Genomic DNA, 14,572 nt, shown 5'->3' on the forward strand with positions numbered 1-14,572 from the left:
ATCAGACGGCGAAGCATTTCGCTGTCGCGGGCTCACCGCAACATGCTTGACATTCATCAGCTACGACAAGGAGAAACCATGAATATTTTCCAAGAAGTAGAATCCGGGGTACAAAGTTACGCCCGCTCATTCCCTAAAATTTTCAATAAGGCCAAAGGCGTTCATCTGTACGATGTGGACGGCGAGAAACACCTCGACTTTCTGGCTGGCGCCGGCACCTTGAATTACGGCCATAACAACCCGGCTTTGAAAGAAGCGCTGCTGGAGTACATCAGCCAGGACGGCGTCGCACACGGCCTCGACATGCACACAGACGCCAAAGCGCGCTTTCTGACTGAATTCAAAGAGCGCATCCTGGCGCCACGCAAGATGGAGTACGTTGTCCAGTTCACCGGACCCACCGGCGCCAACGCCGTGGAAGCAGCGCTTAAAGTCGCTCGCAACGTCACCGGACGGCACAATGTTGTGGCCTTTACCAATGGCTTTCACGGAGTCACTCTGGGCTCTCTGGCGGCCACTGGTAACAGCCACCACCGCGATGCCGCGGGCGTGCCGTTGAACTGCGTCACCCACTTACCCTACGACGGCTATCTGGGCAAAGACGTAGACACCAGTAAATTCCTCGACAAGATGATCTCTGACAACAGCAGCGGCCTGGATCTGCCGGCGGCGGTTATTCTGGAAACCGTGCAGGGTGAAGGCGGCCTGAATGTGGCCAGCGAGCGCTGGCTGCGTAATGTAGAGGCTATTTGCCGCAAACACGGCATCCTGCTGATCGTGGATGACATTCAGGCGGGTTGCGGACGGACGGGGACGTTTTTCAGTTTCGAAAAAGCCGGCATCAAACCGGATATCGTAACCTTATCAAAATCATTGAGCGGGTTCGGTCTTCCTTTCGCCGTCACCCTGATCAAGCCAGAACACGATCAATGGAAACCAGGCGAGCACAACGGTACTTTCCGTGGCAACAACCATGCGTTTATTACCGCCGCCGCCGCGATTCGCCACTACTGGTCCACCCCTGACTTCGCCGCAGAGATCGAACGCAAAAGCGAAATTCTGCGCACTGAGTTGAACAAGATCGCCGACAAACACGGCAAGACGCTCATGCAAGCGAGAGGCCGCGGCATGATGCGCGGTCTGAATTGTCGCGACGGAGAACTGGCCGCCGCCATCTGTAAGCGCGCGTTCCAGAAAGGCCTGATCATTGAGACCAGCGGTTCCGAGTCTCAGGTAGTGAAATGCCTGTGTCCACTGGTGATTTCTGAGCAGGAACTTAAAGAGGGGCTGGCGACGCTGGCGCAGTGCGTAGAAGACGCATTAGTCCATGAAATCAGCAAAGCCAGCTGATAGCCCTCTTGCGCCTTATATCTTTGTACACAGGGACACTTTTATACAAAGGTGCACCTCTATACATCCGTCACGAATTCAGACTTATTGCAGGAGTCAATTGCAATGATCGTTAGAACACTGGAACAAGCCCGCCAATCCGATCGCAGAGTGAAAGCGGACAACTGGGAAAGCGTCCGTATGCTGTTGAAAGACGACAACATGGGCTTTTCCTTCCATATCACTACTTTATACGCCAATAAGGAAACGCCGATTCATTATCAGAACCACCTGGAATCGGTGTACTGTATTTCCGGTGAAGGCGAAGTGGAAACCGTCGCCGATGGCGAAGTCCACGCCATCAAACCCGGCACCCTTTACGTACTGGATAAACACGACAAACACCTGCTGCGCGCCTTTAGCGAAATGACCGTCGCCTGCGTCTTCAATCCACCGCTTAACGGTAAAGAGACCCACGACGAGAATGGCGTGTACCCCCTGGAAGCAGAAACCATAATGGAGTAGAGCAAAACCATGAACATGATTCTTGATAAAGCCCACCTCACCCCACCGGACCCCTATCCTTCGCGCAAAAGTTCGGAAGTCTGCATTCTAAAGCGCTGCGACCCGGTGGTTTACAGTGAGTACGACGCCGACTGCCCTCTGACTCAAGAGCAGGTGGAAAGCTATGACAAAAACGGCTTCCTGATGCTGCCCGAGCTGTTCACTCAGGAAGAAGTTGCGCTGTTGACCGAAGAAATGGAGAGAATGCGCCGCAATCCCATGATCGCCAAGCGCAAAGAAACCATTACAGAGCCGGAAAGCCAGTCGGTGCGCTCCATATTCAGCGTACACCAGCTTAGCCCGCTGTTTTCCAAGCTCGCCACTGACCAGAGACTGATGAACATCATTCGTTTCATCCTCGGCGACGACCTGTATATTCACCAGTCCCGCCTGAACTACAAGCCCGGATTCCGTGGCAAGGAGTTCAACTGGCACTCCGATTTCGAGACCTGGCACGTAGAAGACGGCATGCCTCGCATGCGCGCGCTCAGCGCCTCCATTACCCTGACCGAGAACTTCGAATACAACGGTCCATTGATGCTGGTTCCCGGTTCGCATCAGTACTACATCGCCTGCGTCGACGGCACGCCAGAGGATAACTACAAGACCTCGCTGAAGCGCCAGGAGTACGGCGTTCCCGACGAGATCGCCCTGAGCACGCTGGTTAACGAAGGCGGCATCGCCACCGCCACCGGCAAACCCGGCTCCGTGATATTGTTCGACTGCAACACCATGCATGGCTCCAACAGCAATATCTCGCCCTTCCCGCGCTCCAACGCCTTCTTTGTTTATAACGCCTGGAGCAATCGCCTGGAAACGCCTTTCAGCGACCATCAGCCGCGTCCGGAGTATATCGCTTCCCGGCAAGCGACTGCGCCGCTTAAGGCTGGATCACTGACCGATCCCTCCTGAGCCTGATCCGGTCCCGGCGCCCGACAACGGGCGCCGACCTTATCCTTCAGACATTTCGCGCATCGCCCCGCGCAACGCCAGCATCACCCTATCCACCAGCTTCGCCTTTACTGGTCGCTCACACAGACCAACGCCGAGCTTTAACAAGGTTCCCCTCCACCCGGAAGAGACGCCGCGCATTTCCGCCAGCACCTGCGGCCACACTGCGTCTAGGCGATCACGAATCCATCCTTCCGCCAGCGTCAATTCGGCGCGACTGAGTGCGCCGGGCCACCTGGGCATAGCGCTTTCCATGGCGTCGCCTTCAAAATGCTCACCGACGCTCGTCATCAAAGGTGCGATTTGGTAGTGACCCGGTCTGACGCGGGAGACAAAACGCTCCCTTTCCGCATCGTTGAGCGACGCGTATCCATACTGAACGATGGGATTCGCGGCGGGTAAAACAAACCAGTCACGCAGAAACTTATAGCCGTTCAGCCGTCCAAGAAAGAAGTCATGATGACGATAGGACTCTGAAAAGAAGCCGAGAAAACCCTGTAACCCTCCGGCGGCGATATCTAACCCGCCCTTTTTGCCGGGACGCCGGGGACCACCAGAAAACGGGAATAAATGTCGCCAGCGTCCGCCAGACGAATATCCTGGCAGTCAAACCGGGTTTGATTCTTAAGGCCGCTCAGCAATCCCAGCAGGATGTGAGCCAGGGAGTCCTGATCCGCCAGTCCCGGCGCTGGCGCTTCCGGGAACGGGTCCAGCATGATGACCGCCCGATTCGCCGCAACGCCAGAGCGAGGATTACGCCCCTCCAGGCCCGACAACGTCCGTCGGGCCAACTGAAACGGCTCATTGTTCATCACGCCGCCATCCACATTGAGAAAGCAATAGGTTTCCTCTTGCATCTCTTCCCGCCCCCACGCCGGCGTGACAAACCGGTAAACCCCTTCGTCATCGCAGCGAATGAAGCGCCAGTCGTAATCACGACGGGGCCGTCGCAAGGTTCTCGCCTGCAACGCAACGGGGAAGGCTCCCGCCGCCAACGCTGCCTGAATCAGGTCACGCCAGGATTCATTTAAGAAATCCATCGGCAATGCGCGGTGGTCCGGCGGAAAATCCAACGCCTGAATTACCCCGCCAGCCGGGGCCGCAAAGCTCAGATGATCCTGATGCAACCGCGAAAGATGTCCTGTCAGGTCACGCGCCCCCTCTCCCTTTGGCGTGGAGAAAGCGAATGCGTAGGGAACGCCGCGTAAATTGGAGACCGTAAAATGCAGACTGAAGGCGTCTCCCATCCAGGGTCGCTGAAATCCATCAGACGACTCTGCGGTAGCGTCCAGGCGTCGCAACAGAGATTCCGCCACTTGATCCAGGTGCGCGGAATTCAAAAGCGATCGCAATGCAGAGTCCTTGCCCAGATCGTTAGGACGCAGCAGGCGCTGGGCGTCAATATCTCTAACCCAAACCTGATAAAACGGATTATTGAATAAGTAGCCGGGCTCCTCTCTGGGATGACGCCCGTGTTTGAAATCCCGTCTGGCGAACAACGCCGCCAAGGCGCCGTTCATCGCCCCGGCGGAAGCGCCGGATACTGTTTTTAAGCGCACGCGATGGACTGGAACGCCCGCCAAACCCCTCGCCGCCTCCCACGCATCCAGAGCCTCAAACAGCACATCCATGAACCCCGCCGCGTAGGCGCCGCCGGACACCGCACCCGCCAACGCCAGGGCGAATTCAAATGTATGGGGAGGTACGGGATTTTCCTGTGACGTGGAGCGATCTCGCGGAAACCACCGCTTCAATTCGCTGACGTAGTCCGAATATTCATGGCGCTGAGATATCGATTGCATAACAGACCTCCTTATCATCCGATGAAAAAGCGCGCATGGCGTCCGCCGGGAAGAGCGAAGACGTCATGCGCGAACTTAAATCAGGCCTTACTGCGCTATCCAGATTACGCACCAAAACGACCAACCTGGGCGCCACTCCCTCTCTGCGGCGGATCACTGCATGCGCCATTTGAGGGCGTATATGTACTTCAGGAATGTAAAAGTTCAATATCGGTGCTTGAGTGAATCGCCGGTGACGCAGCCCGTCGCGGAATACGGCGGAAGTTTCCGAAAACCTGGCTGGCTGGTCATAAAATTGCTTCTGCATCAGCGGCGGCCGCTGAGCACAGGCTACCCGCCGTCAATAAACAAAAAACACGATCCGGGAGCATAAATTACGATGTTGAATGTCAGCATTACTGCGTTACTCAAAAAAGCCCGTCGACCGCTGATCGCCGTTTTCGGCGCGGTGGCGCTAATGGCGTCAAGCATCAGCAACGCAGAGGAGCCCTTTAAAGTAGGGTTTGTCTATGTCGGCCCCATCGGCGATCACGGCTGGTCCTATCAACATGATCAGGGCCGTCAGGCGTTAGAAAAGCATTTCGGCGACAAAGTCAAAACAACCTACGTGGAAAACGTGCCGGAAGGCGCCGACGCGGAACGGGTCATCCGCAATCTGGCCAAGTCCGGCCATAAAGTGATCTTCACCACCTCCTTCGGTTTCATGAATCCCACCCTGAAAGTGGCGGCCCAATTCCCTGATGTTGTGTTCGAACACGCCACCGGCTACAAACGCACCAAAAACGTCAGCACTTATATCTCCAACACTTATGAAGGACGCTACGTATCTGGTTATGTGGCGGCGAAAATGAGCAAAACCGGCAAGCTCGGTTACATCGCCTCCTTTCCCATTCCTGAAGTCATTCGCGACATCAACGCCGTACGTCTCGCCATGAACAAGGTCAATCCGGATTATGAGTTGAAGATCCTCTGGGTCAGCAGCTGGTTCGACCCGGCGAAAGAGGCGGAGGCGGCCAATGTCATGATTGATCAGGGCGTCGACGTCATCCTGCAACACACAGACAGCCCCGCCGCCATGCAAGTGGCGGAGCAGCGCGGCGTATACGCCGTCGGCCAATCCTCCGATATGTCCCGCTTTGGCCCGAAGGCGCATCTGGTGTCAGTTGTGGATGACTGGTCCTACCACTACATTCACACCGTGCAAAGCGTCATGGACGGAACCTGGAAACCACGTGATTACTGGGGCGGTATGGCGGAGGACATGATCCTGTTGCCGGAGTTCAACAAAGCCATTCCCGCTGACGTGGTGAAAGAAGCGGAAACCATGATCGCAGACATCAAGTCCGGCAAACTGAAACCCTTCGCCGGACCTATCTACAATCAGAAAGGCGAGTTAAAAGCCCCCGCCGGTGAAGAGCTGTCTCACGAAGAGGTCGCGGGCATGAATTGGTATGTGCAGGGAATCAAAGGCGAAATTCCCCATTAAGAGATCGCATCAGGTAAGCGCGACGGGCCGCAAAATGCTATGTTTAAGACATTAGCGGCCTATGGCCGAATCTCAAAAAAGATCGCAGGAATTTGATATGCAAGATTTTCTGAAAGGACTTCCCAAGGCGGAGCTACATTTGCACATAGAGGGCTCGCTGGAGCCGGAGCTGATGTTCGAAATCGGACGTCGGAATGGCGTCGCCTTGCCTTTCGCCAATGTGGAAGAAGTCCGTGCGGCCTATGAATTCAACAACCTGCAGGAGTTTCTGGATATCTATTACCAGGGCGCTCAGGTGTTGCTGCATGAGCAGGACTTTTACGATATGACCTTCGCCTATCTGCAACGGTGTCGTGAGCAGAACGTCATCCATACGGAAATGTTTTTTGATCCGCAAACCCATACAGATCGCGGCGTGGACATTGGCGTGGTGGTGCGCGGCCTGACCCGCGCAATGGAGGAGGCGGAAGCGCAGTGGGGACAATCCAGCAAACTGATTCTCTGTTTCCTGCGCCATCTGAGTGAAGAAGCGGCGATGGAAACACTGCGCCAGGCGTTACCTTATAAGCAGCACTTTGTCGGCGTTGGACTCGACAGCTCTGAAGTCGGTCACCCCCCGGAAAAGTTCCAGCGCGTGTTCGAGCAAGCGCTGAACGCCGGCTTGTTAAGCGTGGCTCATGCCGGTGAAGAAGGACCGCCGGAGTATATCTGGCAGGCGCTGGATCTGCTGAAGGTGAAACGCATCGACCATGGCGTACGTTGCATTGAGGACGCAGCGCTGATGCAGCGATTGATCGACGAACAAATTCCGCTGACCGTCTGCCCGCTCTCCAACATCAAATTGTGCGTGTTCGACTCCATGTCAGAACACAACATTCTACGCCTGCTGGAAAAAGGCCTGATGGTGACGGTGAACTCAGATGATCCGGCGTATTTCGGCGGTTATATGAATGAGAATTTCATCGCCATGCAGGAGGCGTCGCCCATGACCAGGGAGCAAGCCGCACAGATGGCGAGAAACAGCTTTGAGGCCAGTTTCCTGACCTCTGAGGAAAAAGCGCGTTTACTGGCCCGGCTGGACCAGTATCTGCAAAGTCACTGAGACAGAGCTCACTCGCAGCATTTTTTGTTTTTCTTACCGCTGCCGCAGGGACATGGATCGTTCCTGCCGACGCTTAATGCCGTCCAGGTGGCGTCGCCATCTACATACAACCAGCGCCCCTGCTCTTTAATGAAGCGGGAGCGTTCCTGCAACTGCATCCATTTGTCTCCCTCCTGAAAGGTGGCCCGAAAATTAACCCAGCCTTGATCGCTTTCAGAGCCGCTATCCAGCACTTCCAAACGCTTCCACTGGATACTTTCGTTCGGCTGTAAATCCGCCGGGCGATGCTGCGCGCACCAGGTCTGCTGCAGGTACTCCATCAACCCCATCGCAAAGGCGCTATACCGGGATCTCATCAACTGTTCCGGCGTCTCCGCAGCCTTACCGGAATGCAGCGGCTGGCAGCACTCTTCATAAGGCGAACCGGAATTACAGGGGCACAGGTTATTCATAACTACTCTCATTCAGTCAACAAAGGTTCGGATGCCCGCCCTTTTTTAGCGGAGCGCGCCTGAATCGCCAGGCCGGCGACAATAAAGCCAAGACCCACCAGGGTCAGCATGTGAATTTTCTCGCCCAGAATAAAGTGGATCAGAAGCAGAGAAATAAACGGTGAGATAAATATTAGATTACTGATGCGACTGGCGTGGCGCGTATATTTCATCGCCATCAGCCACAGCATAAAGGTCACGCCCATTTCAAACAGGCCGACATAGACCGCGCCGCCCAACGCGGCGGGCGCCAGATTCAAAGGCCAGGCCAGCACGGCGGCGCAGGGCGTGGCGAATAAGAAATTTTGAAACAGCCCGATCACCGGATCGCGCTTGTCTCTGGAGTTCAAAATCCAATACGCCGCCCAGACCAGAGTACTGACCAAAGCCAGCGCAATCCCCACAAGATTTAAAGATTGCCCGCTATCATCGCCGCCAAAGGAAATCACCACTACGCCGCTGTAACTCACCAACATGGCGATCACATCCGTACGCGTGAGCTTGTGGCCGAGAAAAGGCACAGCGAGAAACGCCAGCATCAACGCCCAGGTGTAGTTAATGGGCTGCGCCACCTGTGCAGGAAGCAGATCGTAGGCGTAAAAAAGAATGTGGTAGTACAGCAGCGGATTCAATAAACCGAAACACAGCGCCCGCCAGCCGTTTTCCCGCAGAGAACGCATCGCCTCAGTCAAACGTCCCTGCCAGAGCAACGCCGCCCCCAGGGCCAATACGGATGTCAGACTGGCGAAAAACACCAGCTGACTGACGCTTTGCTGCGCCAGCGCCAATTTGAACGCGGTGGCCACGGTAGACCACAGCAAGACGGCGGACAAACCATAGCGCAACGCCAGCGACTCGTTAGTATTGCGCGAAACTTCCTGAGACATAGCTGCGTCCTGTACTTCTTTCCTGACGACAAATATTGAAGATTTCGCCAATCCGCAATATTTGGACTATGTTTAAATTATGCCGCTGACGATGTCGTTAAAGCGACCCAACCCACATATCGCCACATCTCAGCGGCATTCCTTCATGCACTGCTGACGGGCGACCACAATGCGAGTCCATCCTCCGACTCTATTAATCCTTAGCATAGCCGCCCTCACGCTGATGACGGAACAGGGCGCTGCGACGGAGCTGTCCGCCTGTGAATCCGAAAGAGAAAAAATGACGCAAACATTAGGCGCCGTTTTCAAACCTTATCTCAGAAAACATGAGTCTCTGGCCAGCCAACGCGGCAATATAATCGACTTGAAAGTCAGCCTCAACGGCTGGGTGGAAGACATTGCGCAATGTTATCGCAACGTCTACGCAGAAAGAGGCGCCCCGGAAGACGATAATGTCCTGAATAACGGTTTGCACTGGGCGGGAGCGCTCACCGAATTTCATGAACTGGTGAAAACCCTGAATCGTCAGCTTCAAACCGAAGCCCAGAAAAAAGCTGAATCTCTAAGCGAAAAAGATCCCACCTTCCGCCACCTCCTGCAACAAGTCCTCCTCCCCAACTTCCCGCTACAAGCGGAAAGATCGGGGGGAGAATTTATTTGAGCCAGAACCCCGCCATTCTGGATAATGTTCTGGCGACCTCTGCAGAAGTCGAGTTAATCTGCTAATACTGATATCAATTAATGGCGCAGCAAGAGCACCCACGCCATGGCCAAGGATATGCGATTAAGTTCGCTTGCAATCCGGCGCAGGACGCCGACCGCTTCGGGGTTGTGTTTTTGTATGCAGCTTCCCGCAAGATTGTTTTGGCTGCTCTATTTCGCGATCTCCGCTTCTTTCTTCTTTTCGTCTTTTACCGCAGAAACCCTGGCCGCAGAAACAAGCGGTGTGAATGCATCCGCCAAACACCCGCCGCAGGTATGGACCCTTGATATACAGGGAGCTATAGGACCCGCCAGTGCGGATTTATTCATGCGCGCATTAGAAGAGGCGAATGAAGCCGGGGCGTCTCTCTTTCTGTTGCGACTGGATACTCCTGGCGGTTTGGACAAGTCCATGCGCGATATGATTCAGGCGATTCTGGCTTCTTCCACTCCAGTCGCCGCCTACGTTTATCCCAAAGGCGCCAGAGCAGCCAGCGCCGGAACTTACATTCTGTACAGCTCTCATGTCGCCGCCATGGCGCACGCCACCAATCTGGGAGCCGCCACGCCGATATCAATCGCCGCCCCTTCATCCTCGCCATCAAAGCCTGACAGCGATGCAAAGGGCGACGAGAAAGGGCTAAGTACGCTGGAACACAAGCAGATCAATGACGCTGTCGCCTATATCCAGGGCTTGGCGAAACTGCGCAGGCGTAACGCAGAGTGGGCGGAACGGGCCGTGCGCGACGCCGCCAGCTTGAGTGCGGAAGAGGCGTTGCAAATGAACGTCATTGATATGATGGCGGATTCAACAGAGCAACTGCTGACCCAACTGGAAGGGAGGCAGGTCAACCTTGATAACGGCGCTGTAACCTTAAAGCTGTCTGGATATGAGTTGCATCCTGTCGAACCGGATTGGCGCCACCGCTTCCTGGCTGTCATCACCGATCCCAGCGTCGCTTATATCCTGCTGCTGATCGGCATCTATGGATTGCTGCTGGAAGCCTACAATCCTGGCGCAGCCCTGCCCGGCATCCTCGGCGCCATTTGTCTGCTGATAGGCCTGTATGCATTACAGCTGCTGCCTATCAGCTACGCGGGATTGGGGCTCTTGTTACTGGGCGTCGCGCTGATGACGGCGGAGAGCTTTGCTCCCAGCTTCGGCGCATTGGGTTTAGGCGGCGTGGCGGCGTTTATTCTTGGCTCCGTCATGCTGATGGACACGAAATCTCCCGCCTACCAGATCGCCCTGCCCGTCATCATCGCCGTGGCGGCCCTATCCGTCCTGGTGCTCAGCGTGCTGCTGCACTTCGCCTTGAAATCCCGAAAACAGGCGGTGGTGTCCGGTGTGGAAACTCTTATCGGTTCACAGGCGGAAGCTATCGCCGACTTTGAAGGGAGCGGCCGGGTCGCCGCCCAGGGACAACTATGGATGGCTTATTGCGACACGCCGGTATCGCAAGGCCAAAAACTCAGAATCACAGGAATACAGGGACTGACCCTGCAAGTGGAGGCTATCCCATGATCGCTTACGTTGTTTTGGCGCTGGTTATTATTGCGCTCGCCCTGCTGCTGACGATGTTTCGAGTCATGCGCGAGTATGAGCGCGCAGTGGTGTTCTTGCTTGGTCGTTTCTATAAGGTGAAAGGGCCCGGACTGATCGTTATCGTGCCCATCATTCAACAAATGGTGCGCGTCGATTTAAGGATTGTCGTCATGGATGTGCCGACACAGGATGTAATATCCCGGGACAACGTCTCGGTTAAGGTCAACGCCGTGGTGTACTACCGGGTGCTGGACCCGCAGAAAAGCGTGATTAACGTGGAGAATTACAACGAGGCCACCAGTCAACTGGCGCAAACCACGTTGCGTTCAGTGCTTGGTCAGCATGAGCTGGATGAAATGCTGGCGTCGCGGGAGGAGCTGAATGAGGATATCCAGCGCATCTTGGACGTCCAGACCGACGGCTGGGGCATCAAGGTCTCCAACGTAGAGATCAAACATGTGGACCTGGATGAACGCATGATTCGCGCTATCGCCAAGCAGGCGGAAGCGGAGCGTATTCGGCGCGCCAAGGTGATTCACGCCACCGGCGAGCTGGAAGCATCGGAAAAACTGCGCGAGGCCGCTTCGATTCTCGCCAAGCAGCCGCAAGCGATTCAGCTGCGCTACCTGCAGACGCTCACGGAGATCGCCAGCGACAAAACCAACACCATCGCTTTTCCACTACCACTGGAAATTCTCAAGGCTTTCGGCATTCAGGAGAATGAGTCCAGCTGACCTCCCCCATCAAGCCTGACTCGCCCCTGAAAACCGACTCAGGGCATGGATTCCAAACAGGGATAGTCGGATAACTTCTGCAATACGTTGAATTGCGTCGCTGTAGCGGTTTTTATCTGATAAGTCACTTGCAGGCCGCCAAAGTCAAATTGGGCTTGGCCGGAGGTGTCCGACTCGGGCGTAATCCGCGCTTGCCCAAGGAAACGAAACAACGCCCACTCCCCCAAGAAGTCATACCGTCTACGGTCGCCGTTCAACGTTTCTACTTCCACGTATGCGTCCGGATTGCTCGCTGGCCAGGAGAACTCGGACCAAAATCTCGGTCCGGGCACTGAAGCCGCCTCGACTTCCCCGATTACAATGCGAATCCGTCGAATTGACGGAGACATCGTCAAAGGCTTAAGACTCACTCTGAAACCAGCCTTTGATGCGGTTTCAGAAGAAGCCGCCGAACTCGTTACCGGAGACGTGGACAACGCCGCCATGACGTCGTCTCGATAGCATCCAACCTCCGCCGCCATCGCGTTCAGACAGTTTCCTGTAAGCAAAGCAGCCCACCCAAACGCCTTCAACAGGAACCTCATTTACGCCCGCTTCTCACACAAAAAAGAGACAGAAAATCACCTATAAACCTACCCATTGCCAAGCCCGCCGCAGGATAGCATTATTGGCGAATCGATTTCAGAAACGGCGAAAACCGCCTCAAACAAAAAGCAGGGAAGCCCGTCACCACTACCTTCCCTGCCGTCATCCCTACAAAAAGTTATAACGAGAAAATTGCAATAATGACTACGAAAAAAACGGTTCTACTAAGCATGAGATTGCTTGTGGATATCGATAACAACGCTAAAGAAGAACAGGCGCTCAACGCTATTGAAGAAAAAGCTCGAGAGCTGTTTGGTGAAGCCAATTTCGATTTATTATTTAAAAACTCAAGCACATTGAACGAGAGAATCGATTGCGATAAATGCTGTGTCTGCGGCATTTGGGTTTATGACAAAAATGCCCAATGGTCCGCCGGTGACCTCTATGATCTTTCTCCTGGCATCAAAATTCACTCGGATATGTTCTGCTCATTTTGCGAGCCGCCACGTCCCCCGATGATTTCTGATGAAGGCGCCAATGAATGGACCTCAGAGCCTATAAACATAGAGTGGGAAAATAGCTGGGGAAGACCTGTAAGAAATTCACACAGCAGAAGCTCGGGCGCAGACGATTGGGGCGGCGGGAGCTGGTAGTACGTTTGGTTTGAGGGATAAGCCCTCTCAGCGCTCAAACTTCGTCGATAACACAATCGACGACATGGTTTTTTCGATGCCTTCTATTTCACCAATGTGATCCAGCACTTCATCGATCTGTTCCGTGGTTTCCGCGCGGATCAGGGCGATGAAGTCGTACTGTCCATTGATCGTGTACAGCGACCGCACCTCGTCAATGCGTCGCAGCGCCGTCTCCACCTGCTTGTTCAGTTTCGGATTGATTTCGATCATCACCTGGGCGCTGATGCGCTTCTTCTCATATTCCTTATCCAGACGCACGGTATAGCCGCGAATGACGCCTTCCGCCTCCAGCTTGGCGATGCGTTCATGTACTGCTGTGCGGGACAGGTTGAGTTTTCTCGCCAGTGACGAAGTGGCTTCTCGCGCGTTCGCCTGCAACAGATCGAGCAAACGTTGATTTTTTTCATCCATATGACGATTTCACTACAGATATAGATATTTCGTCTAAATTTATCAGTAAATTCGTCACTATGACAGTTACAATCCGACATCTGCGCCTCCTATTATAGATTTATTCATCCAATAACAATTAGGAGAGGCACATATGAAACCCATCGTTGTTGTAGGCGCTGGTAAAATCGGCTCAATGATCACGGATTTCCTGAACAGCACTGGCGACTACAAAGTCACGCTGGTAGACCAGAATCAGGACGCGCTGGACCGCATCGCCGAAGAAATTCCCGGCATCTCAACTGTGAAGGCGAACGCCTCTAACCAGCAGGAAATGGAAGCCGCCTTCAAAGGCCACTTCGCCGTTATCAACTCCTGCCCATTCGATATCAGCGCATCCATCGCTCACGCAGCCGCCGCGCAGCAAGTTCACTACCTTGACCTGACCGAAGACGTCGCCAGCACCCGTCTCATCAAGTCACTGGCGAAAGACGCCAAATCCGCGTTCATTCCTCAGTGCGGGCTGGCTCCTGGCTTCATTTCCATCGTGGCTTATGATCTGGCGCGCCACTTCGACTCCTTGCATAACGTCCACATGCGTGTCGGCGCACTGCCCAAGTTCCCCTCCAACGCGTTGAAATACAACCTGACCTGGAGCACCGACGGGCTGATCAACGAATACCTGAACCCTTGTGAAGCCATCGTTAACGGCCAGTTGCGCGAAGTTCCTCCGATGGAAGAGCTGGAGCACTTCTCTCTGGACGGCGACGATTACGAAGCTTTCAATACTTCTGGCGGCCTGGGCACGCTGTGCGAAACCCTGGAAGGCAAAGTGTCCAACCTGAACTACCGCACCGTGCGTTACCCTGGTCACCGCGACGTCATGAAGCTTCTGCTGAACGACCTGCGTCTGGGCGAGCGTCGCGACCTGTTGAAAGAAATCATGGAATCCGCCATCCCTGTCACCATGCAGGACGTTGTATTGGTATTCGCCAACGTTAGCGGCGTGAAGAACGGTCTGTTCCTGCAGGAAACCTTCGCACGTAAGATTTACAGCCGCGAAATCAACGGTAAACTGCGTAGCGCCATCCAGATCACCACCGCATCAGGCATCTGCGCTGCGCTGGACCTGCTGGCGGAAGGCAAACTGCCGAGCCAAGGCTTTGTACGTCAGGAAGATATCCGCTTCGAAGACTTTATAAACAACCGTTTCGGCCGCAACTATATGGAAGACGACGGGAAAAACCCTTCGGCTTCAGTGCGTCGCGTAGCCTGATCAAATATGGGCGCGGCGACCCCGCGCCCCGA

General features: G+C 54.7%; 16 protein-coding genes. 10 read left to right on the forward strand and 6 right to left on the reverse strand.

Translation table 11 applies throughout. From position 1 onward, the window contains the following. Positions 1-78: 78 nt before the first annotated feature. The 3 genes from ectB (at position 79) to thpD (ending at position 2,805) form a co-directional block, all read left to right on the forward strand. The gene (gene ectB / locus EUZ85_RS25585) at positions 79-1,350 is read left to right on the forward strand and encodes a diaminobutyrate--2-oxoglutarate transaminase (RefSeq protein ID WP_127972979.1); all 1,272 of its coding nucleotides are present in this window, start codon (positions 79-81) and stop codon (positions 1,348-1,350) included. A gap of 105 nt (positions 1,351-1,455) precedes the next feature. Continuing rightward, positions 1,456-1,854, forward strand: a complete 399-nt coding sequence (locus tag EUZ85_RS25590) for an ectoine synthase (RefSeq protein ID WP_011395439.1) — start codon at positions 1,456-1,458, stop codon at positions 1,852-1,854. A gap of 9 nt (positions 1,855-1,863) precedes the next feature. Next, positions 1,864-2,805, forward strand: a complete 942-nt coding sequence (thpD, locus tag EUZ85_RS25595; protein ID WP_127972980.1) for an ectoine hydroxylase — start codon at positions 1,864-1,866, stop codon at positions 2,803-2,805. A gap of 39 nt (positions 2,806-2,844) precedes the next feature. On the opposite strand, the gene EUZ85_RS25600 is transcribed toward thpD, so the two are convergent. Next, complete coding sequence (locus EUZ85_RS25600; RefSeq protein ID WP_129498766.1) at positions 2,845-3,135, reverse strand: hypothetical protein; 291 nt, start codon at positions 3,133-3,135, stop codon at positions 2,845-2,847. 227 nt (positions 3,136-3,362) lie between these two features. Beyond that, positions 3,363-4,646 (reverse strand): patatin-like phospholipase family protein, encoded by a 1,284-nt coding sequence (locus tag EUZ85_RS25605; RefSeq protein WP_168199905.1) that lies wholly within the window; start codon positions 4,644-4,646, stop codon positions 3,363-3,365. A gap of 379 nt (positions 4,647-5,025) precedes the next feature. Here EUZ85_RS25605 and EUZ85_RS25610 point away from each other — a divergent pair, with 379 nt between their 5' ends. Together EUZ85_RS25610 and EUZ85_RS25615 are read left to right on the forward strand one after the other, a co-directional pair. After that, positions 5,026-6,132 carry a BMP family ABC transporter substrate-binding protein gene (locus tag EUZ85_RS25610; protein WP_127972982.1) on the forward strand — a complete coding sequence of 369 codons (1,107 nt, stop codon included), beginning with the start codon at positions 5,026-5,028 and terminating at the stop codon, positions 6,130-6,132. Positions 6,133-6,229: 97 nt separating this feature from the next. Then, a complete protein-coding gene (locus EUZ85_RS25615; RefSeq protein ID WP_127972983.1) occupies positions 6,230-7,234 on the forward strand; it encodes an adenosine deaminase in 1,005 nt (334 codons plus the stop codon). 8 nt (positions 7,235-7,242) lie between these two features. On the opposite strand, the gene EUZ85_RS25620 is transcribed toward EUZ85_RS25615, so the two are convergent. Continuing rightward, positions 7,243-7,686, reverse strand: coding sequence for a YchJ family protein (locus tag EUZ85_RS25620; RefSeq protein ID WP_241566864.1), 444 nt, complete (start codon positions 7,684-7,686; stop codon positions 7,243-7,245). A gap of 8 nt (positions 7,687-7,694) precedes the next feature. Further along, the gene (locus tag EUZ85_RS25625; protein ID WP_127972985.1) at positions 7,695-8,612 is read right to left on the reverse strand and encodes a DMT family transporter; all 918 of its coding nucleotides are present in this window, start codon (positions 8,610-8,612) and stop codon (positions 7,695-7,697) included. Between the two features lie 169 nt (positions 8,613-8,781). Here EUZ85_RS25625 and EUZ85_RS25630 point away from each other — a divergent pair, with 169 nt between their 5' ends. The 3 genes from EUZ85_RS25630 (at position 8,782) to EUZ85_RS25640 (ending at position 11,594) form a co-directional block, all read left to right on the forward strand. Beyond that, positions 8,782-9,273, forward strand: a complete 492-nt coding sequence (locus EUZ85_RS25630; protein WP_127972986.1) for a hypothetical protein — start codon at positions 8,782-8,784, stop codon at positions 9,271-9,273. Positions 9,274-9,642: 369 nt separating this feature from the next. Further along, entirely contained in the window at positions 9,643-10,839 is a 1,197-nt protein-coding gene (locus tag EUZ85_RS25635) for a nodulation protein NfeD (RefSeq protein ID WP_241566865.1), read from the forward strand. Continuing rightward, on the forward strand, positions 10,836-11,594 hold the full coding sequence (locus EUZ85_RS25640) for a slipin family protein (RefSeq protein ID WP_127972988.1): 759 nt from the start codon (positions 10,836-10,838) through the stop codon (positions 11,592-11,594). The genes EUZ85_RS25635 and EUZ85_RS25640 overlap by 4 nt, the downstream gene beginning before the upstream one ends. Positions 11,595-11,632: 38 nt before the next feature. Here the strand turns inward: EUZ85_RS25640 and EUZ85_RS25645 are convergent, their stop codons facing one another. Continuing rightward, entirely contained in the window at positions 11,633-12,178 is a 546-nt protein-coding gene (locus tag EUZ85_RS25645; protein ID WP_127972989.1) for a type VI secretion IcmF C-terminal domain-containing protein, read from the reverse strand. A 243-nt stretch (positions 12,179-12,421) separates the two neighbouring features. Between EUZ85_RS25645 and EUZ85_RS25650 the strand changes: the two genes are divergently transcribed. Beyond that, the gene (locus EUZ85_RS25650) at positions 12,422-12,832 is read left to right on the forward strand and encodes a hypothetical protein (protein ID WP_127972990.1); all 411 of its coding nucleotides are present in this window, start codon (positions 12,422-12,424) and stop codon (positions 12,830-12,832) included. A 27-nt stretch (positions 12,833-12,859) separates the two neighbouring features. On the opposite strand, the gene EUZ85_RS25655 is transcribed toward EUZ85_RS25650, so the two are convergent. Then, complete coding sequence (locus tag EUZ85_RS25655) at positions 12,860-13,285, reverse strand: Lrp/AsnC family transcriptional regulator (protein WP_127972991.1); 426 nt, start codon at positions 13,283-13,285, stop codon at positions 12,860-12,862. Between the two features lie 133 nt (positions 13,286-13,418). Here EUZ85_RS25655 and EUZ85_RS25660 point away from each other — a divergent pair, with 133 nt between their 5' ends. Continuing rightward, positions 13,419-14,540 (forward strand): saccharopine dehydrogenase family protein, encoded by a 1,122-nt coding sequence (locus EUZ85_RS25660; RefSeq protein ID WP_127972992.1) that lies wholly within the window; start codon positions 13,419-13,421, stop codon positions 14,538-14,540. The last annotated feature ends 32 nt before the right edge of the window (positions 14,541-14,572 follow it).

It is taken from the genome of Hahella sp. KA22, assembly GCF_004135205.1.
Classification (GTDB): Bacteria; Pseudomonadota; Gammaproteobacteria; order Pseudomonadales; family Oleiphilaceae; genus Hahella.

Excerpts from the sequence above, each read along its gene's own strand:
- ectB (WP_127972979.1), top strand. The coding sequence starts at position 79 with ATGAATATTTTCCAAGAAGTAGAATCCGGGGTACAAAGTTACGCCCGC.
- EUZ85_RS25590 (WP_011395439.1), top strand. The coding sequence starts at position 1,456 with ATGATCGTTAGAACACTGGAACAAGCCCGCCAATCCGATCGCAGAGTG.
- thpD (WP_127972980.1), top strand. The coding sequence starts at position 1,864 with ATGAACATGATTCTTGATAAAGCCCACCTCACCCCACCGGACCCCTAT.
- EUZ85_RS25600 (WP_129498766.1), bottom strand. The coding sequence starts at position 3,135 with ATGACGAGCGTCGGTGAGCATTTTGAAGGCGACGCCATGGAAAGCGCT.
- EUZ85_RS25605 (WP_168199905.1), bottom strand. The coding sequence starts at position 4,646 with ATGCAATCGATATCTCAGCGCCATGAATATTCGGACTACGTCAGCGAA.
- EUZ85_RS25610 (WP_127972982.1), top strand. The coding sequence starts at position 5,026 with ATGTTGAATGTCAGCATTACTGCGTTACTCAAAAAAGCCCGTCGACCG.
- EUZ85_RS25615 (WP_127972983.1), top strand. The coding sequence starts at position 6,230 with ATGCAAGATTTTCTGAAAGGACTTCCCAAGGCGGAGCTACATTTGCAC.
- EUZ85_RS25620 (WP_241566864.1), bottom strand. The coding sequence starts at position 7,686 with ATGAATAACCTGTGCCCCTGTAATTCCGGTTCGCCTTATGAAGAGTGC.
- EUZ85_RS25625 (WP_127972985.1), bottom strand. The coding sequence starts at position 8,612 with ATGTCTCAGGAAGTTTCGCGCAATACTAACGAGTCGCTGGCGTTGCGC.
- EUZ85_RS25630 (WP_127972986.1), top strand. The coding sequence starts at position 8,782 with ATGCGAGTCCATCCTCCGACTCTATTAATCCTTAGCATAGCCGCCCTC.
- EUZ85_RS25635 (WP_241566865.1), top strand. The coding sequence starts at position 9,643 with ATGCGCGCATTAGAAGAGGCGAATGAAGCCGGGGCGTCTCTCTTTCTG.
- EUZ85_RS25640 (WP_127972988.1), top strand. The coding sequence starts at position 10,836 with ATGATCGCTTACGTTGTTTTGGCGCTGGTTATTATTGCGCTCGCCCTG.
- EUZ85_RS25645 (WP_127972989.1), bottom strand. The coding sequence starts at position 12,178 with ATGAGGTTCCTGTTGAAGGCGTTTGGGTGGGCTGCTTTGCTTACAGGA.
- EUZ85_RS25655 (WP_127972991.1), bottom strand. The coding sequence starts at position 13,285 with ATGGATGAAAAAAATCAACGTTTGCTCGATCTGTTGCAGGCGAACGCG.
- EUZ85_RS25660 (WP_127972992.1), top strand. The coding sequence starts at position 13,419 with ATGAAACCCATCGTTGTTGTAGGCGCTGGTAAAATCGGCTCAATGATC.